The 21,471-nt window shown below is 75.3% G+C and carries 19 protein-coding genes and 2 pseudogenes; 14 read left to right on the forward strand and 7 right to left on the reverse strand.

Going from position 1 to position 21,471, the window contains the following annotated elements; all coding sequences use genetic code 11:
* The first annotated feature begins 5 nt into the window (after positions 1 to 5).
* Positions 6 to 1,454, forward strand: coding sequence for an MFS transporter (locus ACFY3U_RS05775; RefSeq protein WP_387195452.1), 1,449 nt, complete (start codon positions 6 to 8; stop codon positions 1,452 to 1,454).
* A gap of 92 nt (positions 1,455 to 1,546) precedes the next feature.
* On the opposite strand, the gene ACFY3U_RS05780 is transcribed toward ACFY3U_RS05775, so the two are convergent.
* Positions 1,547 to 2,176: a TIGR03085 family metal-binding protein gene (locus tag ACFY3U_RS05780; RefSeq protein WP_387195455.1), complete on the reverse strand. Its 630-nt coding sequence runs from the start codon at positions 2,174 to 2,176 to the stop codon at positions 1,547 to 1,549.
* A 150-nt stretch (positions 2,177 to 2,326) separates the two neighbouring features.
* Here ACFY3U_RS05780 and ACFY3U_RS05785 point away from each other — a divergent pair, with 150 nt between their 5' ends.
* The gene (locus ACFY3U_RS05785; RefSeq protein ID WP_387195459.1) at positions 2,327 to 4,204 is read left to right on the forward strand and encodes an ABC transporter ATP-binding protein; all 1,878 of its coding nucleotides are present in this window, start codon (positions 2,327 to 2,329) and stop codon (positions 4,202 to 4,204) included.
* Positions 4,201 to 5,985, forward strand: coding sequence for an ABC transporter ATP-binding protein (locus ACFY3U_RS05790; RefSeq protein ID WP_387195462.1), 1,785 nt, complete (start codon positions 4,201 to 4,203; stop codon positions 5,983 to 5,985). The genes ACFY3U_RS05785 and ACFY3U_RS05790 overlap by 4 nt, the downstream gene beginning before the upstream one ends.
* Before the next feature lie 30 nt (positions 5,986 to 6,015).
* Here ACFY3U_RS05790 and ACFY3U_RS05795 read toward each other — a convergent pair whose 3' ends face one another.
* From ACFY3U_RS05795 to ACFY3U_RS05805, 3 genes are read right to left on the reverse strand one after another with little or no spacing between them, the layout of a single operon-like run.
* Positions 6,016 to 6,618: a TetR family transcriptional regulator gene (locus ACFY3U_RS05795; protein WP_387195465.1), complete on the reverse strand. Its 603-nt coding sequence runs from the start codon at positions 6,616 to 6,618 to the stop codon at positions 6,016 to 6,018.
* Positions 6,615 to 7,370, reverse strand: coding sequence for an ABC transporter permease (locus ACFY3U_RS05800; RefSeq protein ID WP_387195467.1), 756 nt, complete (start codon positions 7,368 to 7,370; stop codon positions 6,615 to 6,617). The genes ACFY3U_RS05795 and ACFY3U_RS05800 overlap by 4 nt, the downstream gene beginning before the upstream one ends.
* Complete coding sequence (locus ACFY3U_RS05805) at positions 7,367 to 8,113, reverse strand: ABC transporter ATP-binding protein (RefSeq protein ID WP_387195470.1); 747 nt, start codon at positions 8,111 to 8,113, stop codon at positions 7,367 to 7,369. The genes ACFY3U_RS05800 and ACFY3U_RS05805 overlap by 4 nt, the downstream gene beginning before the upstream one ends.
* Positions 8,114 to 8,225: 112 nt before the next feature.
* On the opposite strand from ACFY3U_RS05805, the gene ACFY3U_RS05810 reads away from it, so the two are divergent.
* The 6 genes and pseudogenes from ACFY3U_RS05810 to ACFY3U_RS05835 all read left to right on the forward strand — a co-directional run bounded on the left by ACFY3U_RS05810 (position 8,226) and on the right by ACFY3U_RS05835 (position 13,309).
* Complete coding sequence (locus tag ACFY3U_RS05810; RefSeq protein ID WP_387195473.1) at positions 8,226 to 8,612, forward strand: MerR family transcriptional regulator; 387 nt, start codon at positions 8,226 to 8,228, stop codon at positions 8,610 to 8,612.
* Positions 8,609 to 9,613 (forward strand): aldo/keto reductase, encoded by a 1,005-nt coding sequence (locus ACFY3U_RS05815; protein WP_387195476.1) that lies wholly within the window; start codon positions 8,609 to 8,611, stop codon positions 9,611 to 9,613. Before ACFY3U_RS05810 ends, ACFY3U_RS05815 begins: the two co-directional genes overlap by 4 nt.
* A gap of 507 nt (positions 9,614 to 10,120) precedes the next feature.
* Positions 10,121 to 10,444: pseudogene (locus tag ACFY3U_RS05820) on the forward strand (phosphoribosyl-AMP cyclohydrolase); the annotation flags it as partial.
* 282 nt (positions 10,445 to 10,726) lie between these two features.
* Positions 10,727 to 11,113, forward strand: a pseudogene (gene hisI / locus ACFY3U_RS05825) (phosphoribosyl-AMP cyclohydrolase); the annotation flags it as partial.
* Complete coding sequence (locus tag ACFY3U_RS05830; protein WP_387195479.1) at positions 11,110 to 12,660, forward strand: anthranilate synthase component I; 1,551 nt, start codon at positions 11,110 to 11,112, stop codon at positions 12,658 to 12,660. The pseudogene hisI and the gene ACFY3U_RS05830, both read left to right, overlap by 4 nt.
* Before the next feature lie 55 nt (positions 12,661 to 12,715).
* Positions 12,716 to 13,309: a Trp biosynthesis-associated membrane protein gene (locus ACFY3U_RS05835; RefSeq protein WP_387195482.1), complete on the forward strand. Its 594-nt coding sequence runs from the start codon at positions 12,716 to 12,718 to the stop codon at positions 13,307 to 13,309.
* Here ACFY3U_RS05835 and ACFY3U_RS05840 read toward each other — a convergent pair.
* On the reverse strand, positions 13,302 to 13,577 hold the full coding sequence (locus ACFY3U_RS05840) for a hypothetical protein (RefSeq protein ID WP_387195485.1): 276 nt from the start codon (positions 13,575 to 13,577) through the stop codon (positions 13,302 to 13,304). The two genes, ACFY3U_RS05835 and ACFY3U_RS05840, sit on opposite strands and share 8 nt — an antisense overlap.
* Positions 13,578 to 14,067: 490 nt before the next feature.
* Between ACFY3U_RS05840 and trpC the strand changes: the two genes are divergently transcribed.
* From trpC to trpA, 3 genes are read left to right on the forward strand one after another with little or no spacing between them, the layout of a single operon-like run.
* Positions 14,068 to 14,871 (forward strand): indole-3-glycerol phosphate synthase TrpC, encoded by an 804-nt coding sequence (gene trpC, locus ACFY3U_RS05845; protein ID WP_387195985.1) that lies wholly within the window; start codon positions 14,068 to 14,070, stop codon positions 14,869 to 14,871.
* Between the two features lie 38 nt (positions 14,872 to 14,909).
* Positions 14,910 to 16,145, forward strand: a complete 1,236-nt coding sequence (gene trpB, locus ACFY3U_RS05850; RefSeq protein WP_387195488.1) for a tryptophan synthase subunit beta — start codon at positions 14,910 to 14,912, stop codon at positions 16,143 to 16,145.
* Positions 16,145 to 16,948, forward strand: coding sequence for a tryptophan synthase subunit alpha (gene trpA, locus ACFY3U_RS05855; RefSeq protein ID WP_387195491.1), 804 nt, complete (start codon positions 16,145 to 16,147; stop codon positions 16,946 to 16,948). The genes trpB and trpA overlap by 1 nt, the downstream gene beginning before the upstream one ends.
* A 348-nt stretch (positions 16,949 to 17,296) precedes the next feature.
* Here trpA and ACFY3U_RS05860 read toward each other — a convergent pair whose 3' ends face one another.
* The gene (locus ACFY3U_RS05860) at positions 17,297 to 17,881 is read right to left on the reverse strand and encodes an NUDIX hydrolase (RefSeq protein WP_387195495.1); all 585 of its coding nucleotides are present in this window, start codon (positions 17,879 to 17,881) and stop codon (positions 17,297 to 17,299) included.
* Positions 17,882 to 17,983: 102 nt separating this feature from the next.
* Between ACFY3U_RS05860 and lgt the strand changes: the two genes are divergently transcribed.
* The gene (gene lgt, locus ACFY3U_RS05865) at positions 17,984 to 19,360 is read left to right on the forward strand and encodes a prolipoprotein diacylglyceryl transferase (RefSeq protein ID WP_387195498.1); all 1,377 of its coding nucleotides are present in this window, start codon (positions 17,984 to 17,986) and stop codon (positions 19,358 to 19,360) included.
* A 4-nt stretch (positions 19,361 to 19,364) separates the two neighbouring features.
* On the forward strand, positions 19,365 to 20,558 hold the full coding sequence (locus tag ACFY3U_RS05870; RefSeq protein WP_387195501.1) for an FAD-dependent oxidoreductase: 1,194 nt from the start codon (positions 19,365 to 19,367) through the stop codon (positions 20,556 to 20,558).
* Positions 20,559 to 20,609: 51 nt separating this feature from the next.
* Here the strand turns inward: ACFY3U_RS05870 and ACFY3U_RS05875 are convergent, their stop codons facing one another.
* A complete protein-coding gene (locus tag ACFY3U_RS05875) occupies positions 20,610 to 21,455 on the reverse strand; it encodes a GNAT family N-acetyltransferase (protein ID WP_387195504.1) in 846 nt (281 codons plus the stop codon).
* Positions 21,456 to 21,471 lie beyond the last annotated feature (16 nt).

A 21,471-nucleotide genomic window follows, 5' to 3' on the forward strand; every position in this document is an offset into this window, starting at 1 on the left:
CGGGGGTGGCTGACGTGACGGCGGTCACGTCGGTCTGCGGTTACCGAAGAGTATTGCCTGCCCGTGGGCATCGGCTAGCCCAAGCACCGTTCGGTTGGCCGATCGTTGCCCGCCACCCTTCGGTGGAGCTGATGGTGGTGGCTGGCAACGCATTCCGCAGGCCAGCTGCTGACCGGCCGGTCACCGGCAACAACCAGGCAGATGCAGGGGAGATTGTGGTGAAGCGTGGCGTCGCCTCGGCTGACGGATTGCTGTCAGTAGCCGCCAGCTGGGGCATTTTCTGGGGCGGTTGGGCCGCCCTGATCCCCGGTATCAAGGCGGATCTCGCGCTGACCAACCAGCAGCTCGGGTTCGCATTGTTCGCCATCCCGGTCGGCGCGGTGCCGGCCATGCTCCTTACCGGACGGCTCACCCGGCGGCTCAGGCAGCACACCCTGCCGTTGGTGACGGTGGTGTTCGCGCTGGCGGTCGCACTGGTCGGGCTCGCGCCGTCGTTCCCGGCGTTCGCCGTGGCGCTGTTGCTCGTCGGCGGGTCCAGCGGCGCGATCGAGGTAGCGCTGAACGCGACCACGGCGGCCTACGAGGCCCGGGACGGCCGTCGGCTGTTCAACCGGGTGCACGCCGCCACTCCGGTGGCGATGTTGGCCGCGGCGCCCGCGGTCGGCCTGGCGCGACAGGTGGGCGTTCCCACCGTGGCGGTGCTCGTCATGATCGCTCTGCTGGTGGCCGTCAGCGCGGTGCTGGTGGTGGACCGGCGCGGTTGGCACGAGACAGCAGCGGAATCCGCCGGCCCCCGTCCCCGCCGGCTCCTCGGTCCGCTGGTCCTGATCGGGGCGATCGGCGCGACCGCGCTGCTGATGGAGAACGCGGTCGAGCAGTGGGGCGCGATCCACCTGGAGCAGCAGCTCCGGGTGGGTCCCCTGGTGAGCAGTTTCGCGCCAGCGGCGTACATGGCGGGCCTGGCGGTGGGGCGGATGGTCGCGCAACGACACGGTGACCGGTTCAGTGACCGCCGGGTGCTCATGCTGGGGGGCACGCTGGGCGGGGTGGGTCTGGCGATCGGCGCCGCCGCGTGGAACCCGTGGTGGGCACTGGTCGGGTTCGGGCTCTCCGGCCTCGGTATCGCCCCCGTCCTGCCCACACTGCTCAGCGCGGCCGGTCGGGCCGCCGGCCCGGACCGGCGGTCCAGCGCGATCTCGCTGATCACGATCGTGGGTTACGCGGGCTTCCTGTCCAGCCCTCCGCTGGTGGGTGTGCTCGCCGGCCGGTTGGGCCTGTCGGCGGCGCTGACCCTGGTGGCGCTCGGCGGAGTGGTGGTGCTGACCGGTGCCCGGTTCGTCCGGCTGCCACCGGCCGGAGCCGATCGGGCCCAGGTCGAGGAGGCCACCACCTCGGGCAGCTCACGGGTCTCCGAACGGCGGCTTGACGAGGCAGGGAGAGGACAGCCGGGGTGAGGCCGACCCCGCCCAGGCCACGGTCACGCACCTGGGTGGCGCCCGGTGTCTCGCCGAGGCCCTGGGCGGGCGCCGGCTGGTGATGATCTCGCTCAGATGCCGAGGGACGCCGATCGCAGCCGCTCGGCCACCGCCGATGGGCCGTCGATCTGCACCCGCGCGACCCGCTGCCGCCCGGAGAGGAACAGCGCCAGCTCGCCCGGCGCGCCGACCAGCCGGACCCGGTCGCCGCCCCGGCCGACGGTGAACTCGCCGTGCCCGGGCGCCTGCACCAGCAGGTCGGCGGGGAACCGGCGCAGCGCCGCGCGGGCCAGCAGCCCGGCCGGCTTCCACAGCCGTTGCTGCAGGCCGGTCGGCACCTCCCGGGGTTGCCAGCCGGCACGGGCCCGCCGGACGTCCTCGTGGTGGATGAAGAACTCCATGGTGTTGGCCAGCTCGTCGGTGACCGGGTTGCTCACCGGGCTCCACACCGGGGGTCGGCGGACCTGCCCGACCAGCTCCGCCCAGGGGCGCCCGGCGACCCGCAGGCGCACCACCTCGGCGTACCCGCGCAGCAGCGGGAGCACGATGCCGCCCGCCGCGTCCGGGCGGCGCTCGCGCACCACCAGGTGCGCGGCCAGATCCCGGGTGGTCCACCCCGCGTCGATCGTCGGCGCGTCCGGTCCCAGTTCCAGCATCAGGTCGGCGAGCGCCTCGCGCTCCGATCGGGCGTACCGCGGCATGTCGCCGATCGTAGGGCCGCGCGGCCCGGACGGCGCGCCGGGCGGGCCACCGGATGTCGCGTGACGGCGGACATACCACTCCGGGTCGGCGGAGCTGGTGCGCACCGGTAAGGATGGGGGAGATAATTGCGGCTTACGGCGGGGGAGAGTGTGGCGAGCGGGACGAGTCGCGACGTGCTCCGCCGGGGACTGGCAGTCCTCGGCCGGGCGATCCGGGAGCAACCGCGCATCTTCGCGGTCGCGGTGGCCGGCAGTGTGCTGTTCGGATCCATGGTGGTCGTCAGCGCCTTCGTGGTCGGCCGGGTGGTCGGTGACGTGGTGGTGCCGGCGATCGAGCGCGGCTCGGTGGGCACCGGCGTGCTCGCGCTGGCCGCCGCCGCGCTGTTCGGCATCAGCGTGCTGCGGGTGGTGGGGATCTTCGGCCGCCGGCTCGGCGCCGGCTACATGCAGTTCCGCCTCCAGGCGGCCTACCGGCGCAGGGTCACCCGCCGCTACCTCGACCTGCCGGTGTCCTGGCACCACCGCAACGCCACCGGCACGCTGCTGTCCAACGCCAACTCCGACGTCGAGGCGGCCTGGTACCCGATCGCCCCGCTGCCGTTCGCCGTCGGCACCCTGGTGATGCTGGTCGGCGCGGTGGTCTCGCTGTTCTTCACCGACTGGGCGCTCGCGCTGGTCGGGCTGGCGGTGTTCCCCTCACTGTTCGCGCTGAACGTGATCTATTCCCGGCGAATGGCCCCCCGCCAGGCCCGCGCCCAGCGGCTGCGTGCCGAGGTCAGCGGGATCGCACACGAGAGCTTCGACGGCGCGCTGGTGGTCAAGACGATGGGCCGGGAGGCGCAGGAGACCGCCCGGTTCGCGTCCCGCGCCGGCGAGCTGCGGGACGCGCTGATCTCGGTCGGGCGGCTGCGCGGCATCTTCGACCCGATGCTGGAGACCCTGCCCAGCGTGGGCACCCTGGCCGTGCTGGTGGTCGGGGCGTTCCGGCTGCGGGCGGGCGCGATCGACGTGACCGACCTGGTCAGCGTGGCGTTCCTGTTCACCGTGCTGGCCTTCCCGGTGCGCGCGATCGGCTGGGTGCTCGCCGAGCTGCCACGCAGCGTCGCCGGCTGGGACCGGGTCAGCCGGGTGCTCGACGCCACCGGCGAGATGCCGTACGGCGACACCGTGCTGGACCCGGCCGATCCGGCGCCGGCCACGCTCGCCTTCCGCGACGTGCACTTCGGGTACGAGCCGGCCGAGGCGCACCTGCCCGGCACCGAGGTGCTCGGCGAGGTGAGCTTCACCGTGCCGGCCGGCAAGACGGTGGCCCTGGTCGGGCCCACCGGCTCCGGCAAGTCCACCGTCACCTCGCTCGCGGTGCGCCTGGTCGACCCGCTCGACGGCGCGGTCACCCTGGACGGGGTGGACCTGCGCGACCTCACCGCCGCGTCGCTGGCCTCGACGGTCGCGCTGGTCGCCCAGGTGCCGTTCGTCTTCGACGACACCGTCCGGGCCAACATCGGGCTGGACCGGCCCGGCATCGACGACGAGGACATCTGGGCGGCGCTGCGGCTCGCCGAGGCGGACGGCTTCGTCGCCGCCCTGCCCGACGGGCTGGACACCATGGTCGGCGAGCGGGGCACCTCGCTCTCCGGCGGCCAGCGGCAGCGGCTCACGCTGGCCCGGGCGCTCGCCGGCCGACCCCGGCTGCTGGTGCTGGACGACGCCACCAGCGCGGTCGACCCCCGGGTCGAGGCGGCCATCCTGGCCGGGCTGCGCGCCCCGGCGTCCGGGCAGGGCGCGGCCGCGTCGATCCTGGTGGTCGCGTACCGGCGGGCCACCATCGCGCTCGCCGACGAGGTGATCTACCTGGAGCAGGGTCGGGTGGTCGCCCGCGGCACGCACCCCGAGCTGCTGGCCACCGTGCCCGGCTACGCCGACCTGGTCACCGCGTACGAGCAGGCCGAGCAGGACCGCGAGCAGCAGCAGACGTACGACGAGGTCAGCCCGCTGCCCTCGGGTCTTGAGATCGAGGTGGACCATTGAGTAGCGCGGTCGAGGCGGAGCGGCCGGAGGCGGCCGAGTCGACCTGGCGGACGCTGCGGCGGGGGCTGGCGCTCTCCCCGGAGCTGCGGGTCGGGCTGGCCGCCACCCTCGCCCTGGCGCTGGTCTACATGGTCGGCCGGGTGGCGGTGCCGGTCGCCGTGCAGCGCGGCATCGACCACGGCATCATCGGCGGGCTGAACCTCGGCGTGGTCTGGACCGTGGTCACCATCACCGCCGCCGTGCTGGTGGTGACCACCGCCTGCGGCTACCTGATGATGCGCCGGCTGTTCACGGTCAGCGAGACCGCGCTGGCCGGGGTGCGCACCCGGGCGTTCCGGCACGTGCACGACCTGTCGATGCTGCACCAGCAGTCGGAGCGGCGCGGCTCCCTGGTGTCCCGGGTGACCAGCGACGTCGACCAGATCACCCAGTTCCTCCAGTGGGGCGGGGTGATCCTGCTGGTCAACCTGGGCCAGCTGGTGGTGACCACCGCGGTGATGCTGGCGTACTCCTGGCAGTTGACCCTGGTGGTGCTCGCCGCCTTCGCCCCGGCGCTGCTGGTGATCCGGTTGCTGCAGCGCCGGCTGGCCGGCGCGTACGGGGTGGTCCGGCAGCGGATGGGCACCCTGCTCGGCACCATCGGGGAGAGCGTCGTGGGCGCGCCGGTGATCCGGGCGTACGGGGTGGCCGGGCGGACCGCCCGCCGGCTCGACGAGGCGATCGAGCGGCAGCGGGACGCCCAGCAGCGGGCCATCCGGATCAGCATCCTGGGCAGCTCGGTCGGCGAGCTGGCGGCCGGCGTCGCGCTGGCCGGGGTGGTGGTCGTCGGGGTGACCCTCGGGGTGGACCGCACCCTGTCGATCGGCCAGCTAACCGCGTTCCTGTTCCTGGTCACGCTCTTCATTCAGCCGGTGCAGATCGCCACCGAGGTGCTCAACGAGGCGCAGAACGCGATCGCCGGCTGGCGTCGGGTGCTCGACGTGCTGGACGTCGAGCCGGACGTGGCCGACCCGGGGGAGCAGGGCCGGGACCTGCCGCCCGGCCCGCTGGACATCCGGTTCGCGCAGGTGACCTTCGCGTACCCGGGCGGGCCGCCGGTGCTGCACGGGGTGACCCTGGACATCCCGGCGAAGAGCCGGGTGGCGGTGGTCGGCGAGACCGGCAGCGGCAAGACCACCTTCGCCAAGCTGCTCACCCGGCTGATGGACCCGACCGAGGGCACCGTGCTGCTCTCCGGCGTGCCGCTGGAGCAGGTGCGGTTCGCCTCGCTGCGGTCCCGGGTGGTGATGGTGCCGCAGGACGGCTTCCTCTTCGACGCCACAGTGGGGGAGAACATCCGCTTCGCCCGCCCGGACCTGACCGACGCCGAGTTGACCGCCGCCGTCGGTGAGCTGGGGCTGGCCGACTGGCTGGACGGGTTGCCGTCCGGGCTGGACACCCCGGTCGGCGAGCGGGGGGAGGCGCTGAGCGTGGGGGAGCGGCAGCTGGTCGCGCTGGCCCGGGCGTACGTCGCGGACCCGGACCTGCTGGTGCTGGACGAGGCGACCAGCGCGGTCGACCCGGCCACCGAGGTGCGCCTGCAGCGCACCCTGGACGCGGTCACCCGCGGCCGGACCACGCTGGCCATCGCGCACCGGCTCTCCACCGCGCAGGCCGCCGACGAGGTGATCGTGGTGGACCGGGGCCGGGTGGTGCAGCGCGGCCCGCACGACGAGCTGGTCCGCGACCCGGAGTCGGTGTACGGCCTGCTCTACGCCTCCTGGCTGGAGCAGACCCGCTGACGCTGGGCGCGCCACCGCGGTGCGCCGGGGTCAGCCGGTCAGGTCGCCGGTGAGGTAGCGCTGCGCGGTGGGGCCGACCATGCCGACCAGCGTCTCCGGGGCCGCGGAGGCGACCGGTTCCAGCCGGATGACGTACCGCGCCAGGGCCAGCCCGACCATCTGGCTGGCCACCAGCGAGCCGCGCATCGGACGCTCGGCGGCGGGCACGTCGAGCCGGTCGAGCACCCGGCGCAGCACCTGGCTGACCAGGAACTCCCGCAGCATCCGGGCGGTCCACTCGTTGCTCACCGCGGAGCGCAGCAGGGCCACCGCGGGGCTGCCGGCCGGCGAGTCCCAGATGCCGAGGAAGGTCCGCACCAGTCGCGCGCCGACCTCGTCCGGGCCGCCGGCGAGCACCGCCGGCAGCAGCTCCGCCGGGTTGAACGGCACATCCATGCTGGCCCGGAAGAGCTCCTCCTTGGTGCCGAAGTAGTGGTGGACCAGGGCCGGGTCGACCCCGGCCGCACCGGCGATCAGCCGGATCGATGCGGCGTCGTACCCCCGCTCGGCGAACGCCGCCCGGGCGGCCGCGAGGATGGCCTCCCGGGTGTCCGGCTTGCCGGCCCGCCGGCCGGTGCGTCGCGGTGCGGTCATCCGCTGCGCCGCCGCAGGGTGGCCGCCGCCAGCACCAGCGCCGCCACCGCCGCGCCCGCCACGATCGCCACGTCCCGCCACATGGTGCCGGTCGGGTCGGCGTGCGCGCCGACCTCCTGCAGCGCCTCGACCGCGTACGACAGGGGCAGCACGTCGCTGATCGCCTGCAACCAGCCGGCCATCTGCCCGCGCGGTACGAACAGCCCGCACAGCAGCAGCTGCGGGGCGACCACCACCGGCATGAACTGCACCGCCTGGAACTCGGTGCGGGCGAAGGCGCTGCAGAACAGCCCGAGCGCCACCGCCAGCACCGCGTTGACCGCGGCGATCAGGATGACCAGCGCGCTGCTGCCCGCCGTGGAGAGCCCGAACAGCCAGTACGCCACGGCGGCGGCCACGGTCGCCTGCACCACCCCGGCCAGGCCGAACGCGATGCCGTACCCGAAGAGCAGGTCGAGCTTGCCCAGCGGGGTGGTGAGCAGCCGCTCCAGCGTCCCGGTGGTGCGCTCGCGCAGCATGGCGATGCTGGTCACCAGGAACATGATGATGAACGGGAAGAAGCCCAGCATGATCAGGGCCACCCGGTCGAAGGTGGACGGCTGGCCGGGCGGGGTGGGCTGGTCGGCGTACATGTAGTAGACCAGGGTCAGCAGCACCGTCGGCACCACCACCAGCAGGGCCACCGTCCGCTTGTCGTGCCGCAGCTGGCGCAGGATGCGCCCGGTGGTGGCGGCCAGGATGCGCGGGTTCATGAGGTCGCCTCTCCGGCGGCGCCGTCCCGGCCCGCCTCGCTCGCCCGGATCAGTCGCAGGAACGCCTCGTCCAGGTCGTCCACCCCGGCGGTGGCGCGTACCGCGTCGGGGGTGTCGTCGGCGATCAGCCGGCCGTCGCGGATCAGCAGCAGCCGGTCGCAGCGGGCCGCCTCGTCCATCACGTGGCTGGACACCAGCAGGGCGGTGCCGGCCGCGGCCATCTCGTGGAACCGGGCCCACAGGTCGGCCCGCAGCACCGGGTCCTGCCCGACGGTCGGCTCGTCCAGGATGACCAGCTCCGGCTCGCCGACCAGCGCGCAGGCCAGCGAGGCCCGGCTGCGCTGGCCGCCGGAGAGCGTGCCGACCAGCTGGGTGGCGGCCTTCGCCAGCCCGACGTCGGAGATCGCCCGTTCGGCGTCGGCCGCGCCCCGCCCCTGGAGGGCGGCGAAGTAGCGGGCGTTCTCCCGCACGGTCAGGTCGGCGTAGACGCTGGGCGCCTGGGTGAGGTAGCCGACCCGGTGGCGCAGCGCCGCCGCCCCGGCGGGCCGGCCGAGCACGGTGACCGTGCCCGAGGTGACCACCTGGACGCCGACCACCGCCCGCATCAGCGTGGACTTGCCACTGCCGCTCGGGCCGAGCAGCCCGGTCACCACGCCGCCCGGGATCGCGCAGCTGACGCCGCGCAGCACCCGGCGTCGTCCCCGGTCGACGACCAGATCGCGGATGTCGATCGCGTCCGCCACGGTCCACCTCCCTCAGCAAAACTCATCACCTGTTGAACTCAACGGTAGATGAGATACCGGTCGGCGCGCAACGGTTGACTTCGAGCGCCCTCGAACTGGAAGTCTGGACGCCGTGGACATCGGCACGCGGGAGACGAGCTTCTCCGTCGGCGAGGCGGCGGAGAGGGTCGGTCTGACCACCTACACGCTGCGCTGGTACGAGCAGGAGGGGCTGGTGGCGCCGGTCGGGCGGGACTCGGCCGGCCGGCGCCGCTACACCGAGGGTGACGTCGACTGGCTACGGCTGCTGACCCGCCTGCGCCGGACCGGGATGCCGGTCCGCGACATGCGCCGGTACGCCGAGCTGGCCCGGCAGGGCGACCGCACGCTGGGCGCCCGCCGGGCGCTGTTCGAGGCGCACCGGGCCCGGGTGCTGGCCCGGATGGCCCAGCTCGAGGAGGACCTCAAGGTGCTGGACCACAAGATCGAAATCTACCGCGAGAGGGAAGAGGAACGATGATCCGTCGACGGCTGGGGGCCGCGGGGCCCGAGGTGTCCGCCATCGGGCTGGGCTGCATGGGGATGAGCTTCGCGTACGGCACGGGTGACGACGCCGAGTCGACGCGTACCCTGCACCGCGCCCTCGACCTGGGGGTCAACCACCTGGACACCGCCGACATGTACGGCTTCGGGGCGAACGAGCGGCTGCTCGCCCCGGTGGTGGGCGCCCGGCGGGACGAGGTCTTCCTGGCCACCAAGTTCGGTAACCGCGCGCGCGGGGAGGGCTTCGGCGGCACGGGCAGCCCCGGCGCGTACGTGGACAGCAGCGCCGCCTGGGCGAAGGAGGCCTGCGACGCGTCGCTGGGCCGGCTCGGGGTGGACACCATCGACCTGTACTACCTGCACCGGCGCGACCCGGCCACGCCGATCGAGGAGACCGTCGGCGCGCTGGCCGAGCTGGTCCAGGCCGGCAAGGTGCGGCTGATCGGGCTGTCCGAGGTCAGCCCGGCAACGCTGCGCGCGGCGCACGCCGTCCACCCGATCGCCGCGGTCCAGATGGAGTACTCGCTGTTCACCCGGGACGTCGAGGCGGAGATGCTGGCGACCTGCCGGGAGCTCGGGGTGGCGCTGGTGGCGTACTCGCCGGTGGGTCGGGGGTTGCTCACCGGGGCGATCAGCGGGCGCGACCAGCTGGCCGACGACGACTGGCGGCGGACCGTGCCGCGGTTCGCCGAGGACAACCTGGACGCCAACCTCCGGCTGGTCGAGGAGGTCCGCGCGGTGGCCGGTGAGATCGGCTGCACGCCGGCGCAGGCCGCGCTGGCCTGGCTGCTCGCGCAGGGCGAGGACATCCTGCCGATCCCAGGCACCAAGCGGGTCCGCTACCTGGAGGAGAACGCCGCAGCGGCGGACATCCGGCTCAGCCCGCAGCAGCAGGCGCGGCTGCGGGAGGCGGTGCCGGCCGGGGCGGTGGCTGGCGAGCGGTATACCGAGGCAGGAATGCGAACCGTCGGACACTAGTCTTCGTACCGGACACGAGGTCTGCCTTCGGGCATTGCGCCCCGATGGGACGTACGGCACGATGGCGCGGTGAATCACGCTCCGTTGCCGGAGGGCGGCTTCCTGGACGACTGGACCGCCCGGCTGCGGGCGACCGCCGAACGCCCGGTCGTGGGCATCCTGCTGCGCGGCAGCCATGCCCGCCGCGGCGCCACCGCACACAGCGACGTCGACCTGGACGTGCTGGTCGTCGGCGAGGACGGGCCGGCCGCCCCACCCGAGCAGGACGGGCCGGCCGCCCCACCCGAGCAGGGCGGGGCGGCCGGCTGCCCCCGGTACGCCACCCGCCGGGCCTACCTGGCCGAGGTGGACGGCCGGATCGTGCACGTGTCGGTGGCCGCCCGGGACGTCCGCTCGTGGGTCGACCGGCTCGGTGAACCGGCCGACTGGGCGTTCGGCCTGCCGGTCACCGCGCCGGCCCGGCTGCTCTGGGCGGATCCCCACTGGCGTCCCCGGATCGACCTGCCGGTGCTCTGCCAACCGGCCGACCAGCCCCGGCTGGAGGAGCTGGTCGCCGCGCTCGGCAAGGTGGCCGGCGCGCGGGTGGTCGGCGACCCGCTCGGCGTCCGGCTGGCCGCCGCCGACCTGGCCCGGCTCTGCCCGTCGGTGCTCCGGCTGGCCAACCCGGGGGTGCGGGTCAACTCCCGCCGCGCCGCCTTCGCCGCGGCCCTGCAGCTGCCGGTCGCCCCGCCCGGTTACCGCGACGACATGCTGCGCTGCCTCGGGCTGCGCCCCGGCTCCGCCGACGAGGTCGGCGCCGCCGCCGCCCGGCTGGTGACCGGCGTACCGCCGCTGATCCGCCCGTACGCGGCGGTCGTCGCGGAGGCGGGCGGCGCGGACCTGGCCGCCGCCCTGGTCGACGGCCGGCTGGACCGGTACGTCGCCCAGCTCGCCCGGGCGGCCCGGGGCCGGGACGGGCCGACGGTCCCCGCGCCGCGTGCGGGACAATGGGGCGTGCCCGAAGCTGACCCCGCCCCGAGCGGCGGCGCCCCGAGCGACGCCGCCCTCAGCGACCCCGCCCAGAGCGACGCCGGCGCGACCCGCCCCGCCGGCGCGACCCGCCCCGCCGGCCCGGCCGAGCCCGCCGACGGCGCCGTCCGGCCGTCCCGGCTCGACCCGGCGATCGCCGCCCGACTACGCCGCGACCCGGACGGCCTGGTCGCCGCCGTGGTGCGCCAGCACGACACCGGCGAGGTGCTGATGGTCGCCTGGATGGACGACGAGGCCCTGCACCGCACGCTGACCACCGGCCGCGCCACCTACTGGTCGCGCAGCCGGCAGGAGTACTGGGTCAAGGGTGCCACCTCCGGCCACCACCAGTACGTCCGCTCGGTCGCCCTCGACTGCGACGGCGACGCGCTGCTGGTCGGCGTCGACCAGGTCGGCGCCGCCTGCCACACCGGGCACCGCACCTGCTTCTTTACCGAGCTGCCGGTGACCGGCGAGGGGACGGCATCATGACCGACGGCACGCTCAGCCCCGAGCTGGGCGCCTTCGCCGAGCTGGCCGGGCGCTGGCGGGTGGTGCCGGTGACCCGGCGGCTGCTGGCCGACGCGGAGACCCCGGTCGGCGTCTACCGCAAGCTCGCCGGCGGGCCGGGCACCTTCCTGCTGGAGTCCGCCGAGCAGGGCGTCGGCTCGGCCGGGATGTCCTGGTCGCGGTACTCGTTCATCGGGGTCCGCAGCGCCGCGACGCTGGTCGAGCGGGACGGCGTCGCGGTGTGGACCGGCACCCCGCCGGACGGCGTGCCGGCCTCCGGCGACCCGGTGCGGGTGCTGCGGGAGACCGTCGAGGCGCTCGCCGGCCCGGTGCCGCACCCGGCCGACGGGCTGCCGCCGCTGACCGGCGGCATGGTCGGCTACCTGGGGTACGACCTGATCCGGCGCTTCGAGCGGCTGCCCGAGCTGACCGAGGACGACCTCGGGGTGCCCGAGCTGGGCATGATGCTCGCCACCGACCTGGTGGTGCTCGACCACTACGACGGGTCGGCGATTCTGGTCGCCAACGCGGTGCTGCCTCCACCCGACGCGCCGGGCCGGGCCGCGCTGGTCGAGGCCGCCTACCACCACGCGGTGGGCCGGCTGGACGCGATGACCACGGCGCTGTCCCGACCGATTCCGCCCATGATCTCCACGGTCGCCCGACCGCCGGCCGGCGAGGTGGTCAGTCGCACCCCGGACGGCGGCTATCCGAAGGCCGTCGAGGCGGCCAAGGAGGCGATCCGGGCCGGCGAGTGCTTCCAGATCGTGCTGTCCCAGCGCTTCCGGCGGGACACCCACGCCGACCCGCTGGACGTCTACCGGGTGCTGCGCACCACCAACCCCAGCCCGTACATGTACCTGCTGCGCTTCGACGGCTTCGACATCGTCGGCTCCTCCCCGGAGGCGCACCTGAAGGTCACCGCGGGGGCGGACGGCCGGCGGGCCCTGCTGCACCCGATCGCCGGCACCCGGCCGCGCGGCGCCACCCCCGCGGCGGACGCCCGGCTGGCGGCCGAGCTGCTGACCGACCCCAAGGAGCGCGCCGAGCACGTGATGCTGGTCGACCTGGGCCGCAACGACCTGGGCCGGGTCTGCCGGCCGGGCACGGTGGAGGTGCCCGAGTTCGCCACCATCGAGCGGTACAGCCACGTCATGCACATCGTCTCGACCGTGGTCGGCACGCTGCGGTCCGACCGGACGGCCTTCGACGCGCTCGCCGCGACCTTCCCGGCCGGCACCCTCTCCGGCGCCCCGAAGGTGCGCGCCATGGAGATCATCGAGGAGCTGGAGCCGGTCCGCCGCGGCGTCTACGGCGGCACCGTCGGCTACTTCGGCTTCGGCGGCGACCTGGACATGGCGATCGCCATCCGGACCGCGCTGATCCGCGACGGCCGGGCCTACGTCCAGGCCGGCGCCGGCGTGGTGGCCGATTCCGATCCTGCCGCCGAGGACCAGGAGACCCGGAACAAGGCGGCCGCGGTGCTAGCCGCGATCGCCGCCGCCGAAACCCTCCGGCCGGCCCGGTGAGCGCGAGGAGCGCAGCGCAGCGGAGCCCCGCAGTCGCGAACGAAAGGCGGCCCCGGTGAGTCAGCCCTCGGCCGCCCCCGACCGGCCCGCGCCGCCGGCCCGGGGTCGGCGCGAGCTGACGTACGCGGTCCTGCTCTGCCTGGCCGGGGCGGGCCTGGCCTGGTGGGCGTCCACCCGGACCTGGTCGGTCGAGCTGACCGCCCGCGGCTCGTTGCCGACCGCGCGGCAGGCCCGCACCGGCGCCGACCTGCTGCCCTGGCTCTCCGCGCTGGCGCTGGTCGGGCTGGCCGGCGGCGGCGCGGTGCTGGCCACCCGGGGTCGGGTACGCCGACTGCTGGGCGCCCTGCTCGCGCTGCTCGGCGCGGCGGTCGCCGCCGGCGGCGGGTACGGGCTGGTGGCCGCGTTCGGCGGCGCGGTGAGCCGACAGTGGCCGGCGTTGTGCCTGCTCGGCGGCGTGCTGGTCGGCTGCGGCGGGCTGCTCACCGCGGCCCGGGGCGGCCGCTGGCCGGCGATGGGCGCCCGGTACGACCGACCGGCCCCGGCGAGCCCGGGGCCGGCCACCGGCGGGCCGGTCGGCGCGGCCGGCGGGCGGGGCACCCGAGAGGCGTGGGACGCCCTGGACCGCGGCGAGGACCCGACGGTCAGCTGACCGGCTGACGGTCCCGCTGCTCGCGGCGGTCCCGCGCGGCGGCCCGGGCCGCCGCCAGCTCGGCGACCAGGCGGTCCAGCTCGGCGCGCCGCTCGGCGCGGGCCCGGTCGGCGCAGACGGCCTCCCAGGCGTTGCCGCGGGCCGTGCGGACCCGGCCCTCCCCGGCCACCGCGCGTTCCAGGGTGTGCACGATGCCGACGGCGAGCGACGCGACGCCGCGCGACAGCGTGGTGAGTCGGACGGTCTGGGTCTGCTCCGCAGTGCTCATGGTCACCCCGCACGAGAGTTCGACGGTTGGGCGGTCGCGTCGTCGAGTCTGCCCGCCCCGATGCTGCCGGGCGCACGTTTCGGCGCGGTGACCGGCCGGTCAACGATCCCTCGCGGGGGAACGACCTGCGCCGGGCCGTTGGTCCTTGAGCTTCGTCACAGCCACCGCGGCGAGGTCGTCGCGCTGCGCGCGGCGGCCCGTCGTGATCTCATTGGGCATGGCCGGCGATCGATGCGTAGGGCGCCGGCCGGGCCCGGGAGGGGTGGTGACGCCGATCGATCGGTCTGGTGGCGGTGCGTGACTTCCCGTTCACCGGAAGTCGGGCATCATGCCACAGCCCATTCCGTGAGGAGCGCCATACCCCCGGCACCTGTGGCCTGGTGGCGGGACCTAGCATCGGCCCATGACACCCGGAGAGGGGAGTCCGTTGGTGACTGCTGATCATGAGCGCACGGAGGGGGACGAGGCCGGTCGGGCAGCGTCCGGCAGCGTGCTCGACGAGATCCTGGCCGGCGTCCGCGAGGACGTGGCGCGGCGACAGGAGCAGGTTCCGCTGGAGCGCATCCGCGAGCTGGCCGCCGCCGCGCCGCCGCCCATGGACGCGTACGCGGCCCTGCGCCGGCCCGGCGTGGCGGTGATCGCCGAGGTCAAGCGTTCCTCGCCGTCGCGCGGCCGGCTGGCCGAGATCGCCGACCCGGCGGACCTGGCGGGGCAGTACGCCTCCGGCGGGGCGCGGGCGATCAGCGTGCTGACCGAGGGCCGCTGGTTCGGCGGGTCGCTGGACGACCTCGCCGCGGTCCGCGCCGCCGTCAAGGTGCCCGTCCTGCGCAAGGACTTCGTGGTGTCCAGCTATCAGGTGCACGAGGCCCGCGCGCACGGCGCCGACCTGGTCCTGCTGATCGTCGCGGCGCTGGAGCAGAACGCGCTGGTCGGCCTGCTGGAGCGGATCGAGTCGCTGGGCATGACCGCGCTGGTCGAGGTGCACGACGAGGAGGAGGCCGACCGGGCCCTGGCGGCCGGGGCGCAGGTGATCGGGGTCAACGCCCGCGACCTGCGTACCCTGGAGGTCGACCGGTCGGTGTTCGAGCGGATCGCGCCCGGCCTGCCCAGCAGCGTCGTCAAGATCGCCGAGTCCGGCGTGCGCGGCCCGCACGACCTGATCCGGTACGCCTCCGCCGGCGCCGACGCCGTGCTGGTGGGCGAGGGGCTGGTCACCCAGAAGAGCCCGCGTGAGGCGGTCGCCGAGCTGGTCAACGCCGGGAATCACCCGGCCACGCCCCGCCCGGTGCGCTGACCCGCGCCGGCAGTCGTGCGCAGCGAGAGGACAATCCGATGAGCGCCAACGCACCGGCCGAGGCCGGTCAGGTCCCTGACGCCGCCGGTCACTTCGGCCGGTTCGGTGGCCGGTTCGTCCCTGAGGCCCTGGTGGCGGCGCTGGACGAGCTGGACGCCGCGTACCGCAAGGCGAAGACCGACCCGGAGTTCCAGGCCGAGTTCGACGCCCTGCTGCGCGACTACGTCGGCGGCCCGTCGTTGCTCTACACCGCCGAGCGGTTCTCCGCGAAGGTCGGCGCCCGGGTGCTGCTCAAGCGCGAGGACCTCAACCACACCGGGGCGCACAAGGTGCGCAACGTGCTCGGCCAGGCGCTGATCACCAAGCGGATGGGCAAGAAGCGGGTGATCGCCGAGACCGGCGCCGGCCAGCACGGGGTGGCCACCGCCACCCTGGCCGCCCTGTTGGACCTCGACTGCGTGGTCTACATGGGCGAGGTCGACATCGAGCGGCAGGCGCTCAACGTGGCCCGGATGCGGATGCTCGGCGCCACCGTGGTCCCGGTCACCACCGGCTCGCGCACCCTCAAGGACGCGATGAACGAGGCGATGCGCGACTGGGTCGCCAACGTCGACGACACGCACTACCTGATCGGCACGGTCGCCGGCCCGCACCCGTTCCCGGAGATGGTCCGCGACTTCGTCCGGGGCATCGGCGAGGAGGCCCGGCAGCAGTGCCTGGACCGCACCGGCGCGCTGCCCGACGCGGTGCTCGCCTGCGTCGGCGGCGGCTCCAACGCGCTGGGCATCTTCCACGCGTTCGTGCCCGACACCGACGTCCGGCTGTACGGCTTCGAGGCCGGCGGCGAGGGCGTGGAGACCGACCGGCACGCCGCCAGCATCACCGGCGGCACCTCCGGGGTGCTGCACGGCACCCGAACGTACGTGCTGCAGAACGCCGACGGGCAGACCATCGAGTCGCACTCGATCTCCGCCGGCCTGGACTACCCGGGCATCGGCCCGGAGCACGCCTGGCTGCACGACACCGGCCGGGCCAGCTACCTGCCGGTGACCGACGCCGAGGCGATGGCCGCGTTCGAGCTGCTCTGCCGCACCGAGGGGATCATCCCGGCGATCGAGAGCGCGCACGCGCTGGCCGGCGTGCTCAAGGTGGCCCCGACGCTCGCCGCCGAGCTGGGCCGGGAGCCGGTCCTGGTGGTCAACCTCTCCGGCCGGGGCGACAAGGACGTGCACACCGCCGGCGAGTACTTCGGCATCCTCGACAGGGAGCAGTGATGAGCCGGATCGGGGTGGCCTTCGACAAGGCCCGGGCCGACGGGCGGGCCGTGCTGGTGGGCTGCATGCCGGCCGGCTTCCCCACCGTCGAGGGCAGCATCGCCGCGATGACCGCCATGGTCGAGGCGGGCGTGGACGTCATCGAGGTGGAGATCCCGTACTCCGACCCGGTGATGGACGGCCCGGTGATCCAGAAGGCCAGCGACATCGCGCTGGCCGGCGGCGTCCGCACCAGGGACGCGCTGCGGATCATCGAGGCCGTCGCGGCCACCGGCGCGCCGGTGGTCACCATGACCTACTGGAACCCGATCGAGCAGTACGGCGTGGACGCGTTCGCCCGCGACCTGGCCGCCGCCGGGGGCACCGGCCTGATCACCCCGGACCTGATACCGGACGAGGCCGACGAGTGGCTGGCCGCCTCCGACGCGTACGGGCTGGACCGGACGTTCCTGGTCTCGCCGTCGTCGACCGACGCGCGGCTGCGGATGACCGTCGAGCACTGCCGGGGCTTCGTCTACGCCACCGCGATCATGGGGGTGACCGGCGCCCGGTCGCAGACCTCCGACGCCGCGCCGGTCCTGGTCTCCCGGGTACGCGAGGCCACCGACCTGCCGGTGGGCGTCGGCCTTGGGGTGGGCACCGGCGCCCAGGCGGCCACCGTCGCCGGCTACGCGGACGGCGTGATCGTGGGCAGCGCCCTGATCCGCTGCCTGCTGGACGCCCCCGACCAGGCGGCCGGCCTGACCGCCCTGCGGGCGCTGAGCGCCGACCTCGCCGAAGGCGTCCGCCACCCCGCCCGCTGACCCACCCACCCCCGCGGTCGCACCCGCCGGGGTCGACCCGCCCCCGGCAACCAGGCCGGTGACACCCGCCTGCCCATGTGCCGGCCGGGCCGGGTGCTGGCGTGCCCCTGTCCCTCTGCCCGCCTGCCGCATCCCTCTGCCCGCCTGGCGCAGTACCGGCCTGCCCGCTCGCCCGCCTCCCGGAGTGTCTCCGTCAGCCACCACTTCTTTCCCTGAGCGATATGACTCAGCGGCATAAATATGCCGCTGAGTCATATCGCTCATGACGACAAGTGGGGGGTACGCCTCACACTGGGTGAACCACGCCGCTCCGGTCCGGGAGCCGCGCTGACCAGCGGCTGTACCGGGTCAGGAGCCCTGCCCGGCGCCACGCGCGGTGGGTGCGACGGGTGCGCCGCCGTCGGTTCGCGCGCCCGGCTCGCCGAAACCGGTCTCCGCCGAGCCGGTGCTCGACCTGGGCTCGGGAGCGGTCGGATCCACCCTCCCGAGGTCGTCCGGGTGGATCTCGCGAAGCACGCCGGCGCGTCCGGCCGCCGCGTCGGCGACCGCCGCCCGGGTCACCGGCGTGACGGCGCCGGGTAGTCGCTCCGGGTCGTGCCAGTCGAGTCGGCAGCGCTGCGGCGGCTCACCGGCCGGCGTCGCGCCGGGGCGGGCCCGGAAGACGTGCACCAGCACGTCGGGCGGCACCGCCGGGTCACCGGCGGGTACGCAGCCCGACCCGGTGAGGTGGTAGATCCCCACCAGATCGGTCACCTCGACCGGGCACCCGGTCTCGGCGTGGATCTCGCCGGCGACCGCGCCGACCGGGCACTCCGGGTGGCGTAGCCGGCCGCCGGGAAGTGCCCACCGGCCACCGCGTTCATGGCGGCAGAGCAGCACCCGGCCCGCGTCGTCGGTGACGACCGCGGCGACCGCCCAGCGCGGCGAACTCATGACATCGAGCGTACGGAGACGGGCACCGGAAGTCATGCGGCGCGCGAGCCGGGCCGGACCGGGGTGCCGCGGATGCGGTCCGCGACGGTAGCCTGTGCACCCGTGACCCTCGCCTCGACGACGCCCCTGGCGGCCCTGCCGAGCCCGACCACCGCCGTGTGGCAACTCGGGCCGCTGCCGATCCGGGCGTACGCGCTCTGCATCATCGTCGGGATCGTGGTGGCCTGCTGGGTCACCGAGCGCCGGCTGCGCCAGCGCGGGGTGGCCCCCGGCGCGGTGCTCGACATCGCGGTCTGGGCCGTGCCGACCGGCATCATCGGCGCCCGGATCTACCACGTGATCACCTCGCCGGAGAAGTACTTCGGCACCGGCGGCGACCCCTGGAAGGCGTTCGCCATCTGGGAGGGCGGCCTGGGCATCTGGGGCGCGGTCGCCGGTGGGGCGGTCGGCGCCTGGATCGCCGCCCGGCAGCTCGGCATCCCGCTGACCGTGGTCGCCGACGCGCTCGCCCCCGGGCTGCCCATCGCCCAGGCGATCGGCCGGTTCGGCAACTGGTTCAACAACGAGCTGTACGGCGGCCGGACGACGCTGCCCTGGGGCCTGGAGATCCACCGGATGGACCCGGACAATCCCGGCCACGCGTTGCGCGACGACGCCGGCGCGCCGATCCAGGAGCCCGGGCTCTACCACCCGACGTTCCTCTACGAGGCGCTGTGGAACCTGGGCGTCGCCGCCCTGGTGTTCGCGCTGGACCGCCGGCTGCGGCTGGGCCGGGGGCGGGCGTTCGCGCTGTACGTCATGGGCTACACCGTGGGCCGGTTCTGGATCGAGCTGATGCGCACCGACGAGGCGAACACCATCCTCGGCGTCCGGCTCAACGTGTGGACCGCGGGCCTGGTCTTCCTCGGCGCGCTGGCCTACTTCGTGCTGGTGCGCGGCCCGCGCGAGTACCTCGTCCCGATCGGTCAGCCGGCCGCGCCGGTGCCGCCCGGCGGTGGCGACGTCTCGCAGGTCGACCTGTCCCGCGCCGGGGACGGCGCGCGGGCGGCCGCCCCGACCGGCTACCGGGTGGTGGACGAGGCGCGGTTCCGGGCGTACCAGGAGACCGGCGAGGTCCCGGACGAACCGGAGACCGCCCCGACGGCCGGCGCCGCCGACGAACCGACCCCGGGGCCCGACGCCGAGCCGGTCGACGCGGACCGACCCACCGCTAAGGCGGACCGACCCACGGTCGACGCCGACCGGCCCACCGCTGAGGCGGACCGACCCACGGCCGGCACCGACCGACCCACGGTCGACGCGGACCGGCCCACCGCCGACACCGCCGAGCCCGGGCCGGTTGCCCAAGCCGAGCCGGAATCCGCGGCCCGCAACGGGGCGGCCGACCACCCGGCGACGGACGGCCCCGATCCGGCCGAGGTGGAGCGGGACGACCGGGCCGGCGCCGCCGGTGGGCGCCCCGCCGACCGGGACGGCTGAGCGGGTGAGACGCACCGCGGTGGTGGTCGGCGCCGGGCTCGGCGGCCTGGCGGTGGCCGGCGCGTTGGCCCGCTCGGGCTGGCAGGTCACCGTGCTGGAGCGGGCCGACCGGGTCCGCCCCGAGCCGACCGCGGTGGTGCTCTGGCCCAACGGCGTGCGCGCGCTGCACGCCCTGGGGCTGGGCTCCGGGCTGGAGGCCATCGCCACCCCGCTGCCCGACGGCGGGGTCCGCCGCCCGGACGGCCAGTGGCTGGTGCAGCCCCGACCCACCCCGGCCGACCGGATGCCGGTGGTGGTGCACCGGGAGGACCTGCATGACGCGCTGATCGCCGGGCTGGGCGACCGGGTCGAGCTGCGCACCGGGGTGTCGGTGGACACCGTCCGGGCCGGCGGCGCCGACCGGCCCGCGGTCGGGATGGCCCGGCAGCTGGTCGAGGCCGACCTGGTGGTCGCCGCCGACGGCACCGACAGCGCGGTGCGCCGGCAGCTCGCCCCCGAGGCGGCCGTGGTCAGCTCCGGGTGCGCGGCGTACCGGGCGGTGATTCCCTGGTACCGGGCCGCCGAGCTGCCGGCCGACCAGCCCCTCGGCGGGGAGACGCTCGGCGCCGGTTACCGCTTCGTCGCCGCCTCGCTGGGCGAGCGCGGCTCCTCCGGCGCGTCCCGTCGCGGCGGCGTCTACTGGGTGGCCACCGCCGCCGGCGCCGCCCGGCCGGAGCCGCCGGAGACCCAGCTCGCCCTGCTCAAGCGGTGGTACGCCGGCTGGCCCGCCCCGATCGGCGAGCTGCTGGACGCCACCCACACGGCCGACCTGGTGCAGCAGGAGGTGCGGGAGCTGCGACCGCTGCCCCGGGCGTACGCCTTCCCGGCCGGCCCGGGCGGCGTGGTGCTGCTCGGCGACGCCGCGCACGCCATGCCGCCGCACCTCGGGCAGGGCGCCTGCCTCGCCTTCGAGGACGCCGCCACCCTCGCCTCGCTGCTGCGCGAGTCCGGGCTGCCGGAGGCGCTGCAGGCGTACGACCGGCTGCGCCGGCCCCGGGCGGCCACGGTGGTCCGGCAGACCCGGCGGATGTCGGCGGTGTTGCAGGCCCGGGGCCGGCTGGCCCTGCGGGCCCGGGACGCCGCGCTGGGCACGATCAGCCCCCGGCTGCTGTCCAGCGCGGCCGCCTCTGCCGCGCAGTGGCGCCCACCGGTGTCCTGACCGCCGCACCCACCCTCGGCCACGCCACCGCGGGCCGGGCCCGCCCACCGGTCAGATGATGGCCGGCGCGGGCTCGGCGATGCAGGCGGTGCCGATCCGCCGGAAGCCGACCTTCAGGTAGACCCGGGCGATCTCCTCGCTGCCGGCCGACAGGAAGACCAGGTCGGTGCCGGCGTCCAGCAGGGTGCGGGCGAGCGTGGCGGTGACCGCCGCGCCCAGGCCGCGACGCCGGGCGACCGGCAGGGTAGCCACCCCGGCGATCTCGGCCACGTCGTCCACCCGCATCGCCATGCCGCTGGCCAGCGCGCCGTCCTCGGCGGTGCCGGCCAGTGCGGACACCCGCCGGCCGTCGGCGATCCGGGCCCGCTCCTCGTCCAGCGCCGCCACGTCCAGCTCGGTGGCCGCGGCGTCCCGCTCGGCGGCCCCGGCCTCGCCGCGGGCGGTGCCGGCGGCGGAGAAGCCGACCGCGGCCACCGCGCGGCGCGCGGCGACGCCGGCGGCGAAGCCCTCCGCCGCCGGGTCCAGCACCCGCACCGGTACGTCGGTGAGGGTGGCCGGGTCGGGCAGCGCGGCCGGGTCGAGCACCATCAGCGGCGCCTCGAGCACGCTCAGCCCGGCCGCGCGGGCGGTGGCGAGCAGCCCGGGGGTGGTCTCGTGCACCCACTCGAAGGCCTCCGGCAGGCCCAGCTGGCGCTGCCGCTCCCGGACCGCGCCGACCTCGGCCAGCGACGGGGCGTCCGCGACGCCGATCCGGGGGCGGGCGTAGTACGGCCAGCCGGCGCCCTCCCGGACGAACAGCACGAGGCCGCCGTGTTCCTCGGCCCGGGCGCCGTCGCGGGGCACCGCGTCGTAGAAGCGTTCCAACCGGACGAACAAATCCTGGTGCGAGGGATCCACCGCGCGAGACTACACG

This window comes from Micromonospora sp. NPDC000089 (assembly GCF_042899365.1).
Taxonomy (GTDB): domain Bacteria; phylum Actinomycetota; class Actinomycetes; order Mycobacteriales; family Micromonosporaceae; genus Micromonospora.

Excerpts from the sequence above, each read along its gene's own strand:
- ACFY3U_RS05800 (WP_387195467.1), bottom strand. The coding sequence starts at position 7,370 with ATGAACCCGCGCATCCTGGCCGCCACCACCGGGCGCATCCTGCGCCAG.
- ACFY3U_RS05840 (WP_387195485.1), bottom strand. The coding sequence starts at position 13,577 with ATGAGCACTGCGGAGCAGACCCAGACCGTCCGACTCACCACGCTGTCG.
- ACFY3U_RS05860 (WP_387195495.1), bottom strand. The coding sequence starts at position 17,881 with ATGAGTTCGCCGCGCTGGGCGGTCGCCGCGGTCGTCACCGACGACGCG.
- ACFY3U_RS05830 (WP_387195479.1), top strand. The coding sequence starts at position 11,110 with ATGACCGACGGCACGCTCAGCCCCGAGCTGGGCGCCTTCGCCGAGCTG.
- ACFY3U_RS05780 (WP_387195455.1), bottom strand. The coding sequence starts at position 2,176 with ATGCCGCGGTACGCCCGATCGGAGCGCGAGGCGCTCGCCGACCTGATG.
- trpA (WP_387195491.1), top strand. The coding sequence starts at position 16,145 with ATGAGCCGGATCGGGGTGGCCTTCGACAAGGCCCGGGCCGACGGGCGG.
- ACFY3U_RS05795 (WP_387195465.1), bottom strand. The coding sequence starts at position 6,618 with ATGACCGCACCGCGACGCACCGGCCGGCGGGCCGGCAAGCCGGACACC.
- ACFY3U_RS05815 (WP_387195476.1), top strand. The coding sequence starts at position 8,609 with ATGATCCGTCGACGGCTGGGGGCCGCGGGGCCCGAGGTGTCCGCCATC.
- trpB (WP_387195488.1), top strand. The coding sequence starts at position 14,910 with ATGAGCGCCAACGCACCGGCCGAGGCCGGTCAGGTCCCTGACGCCGCC.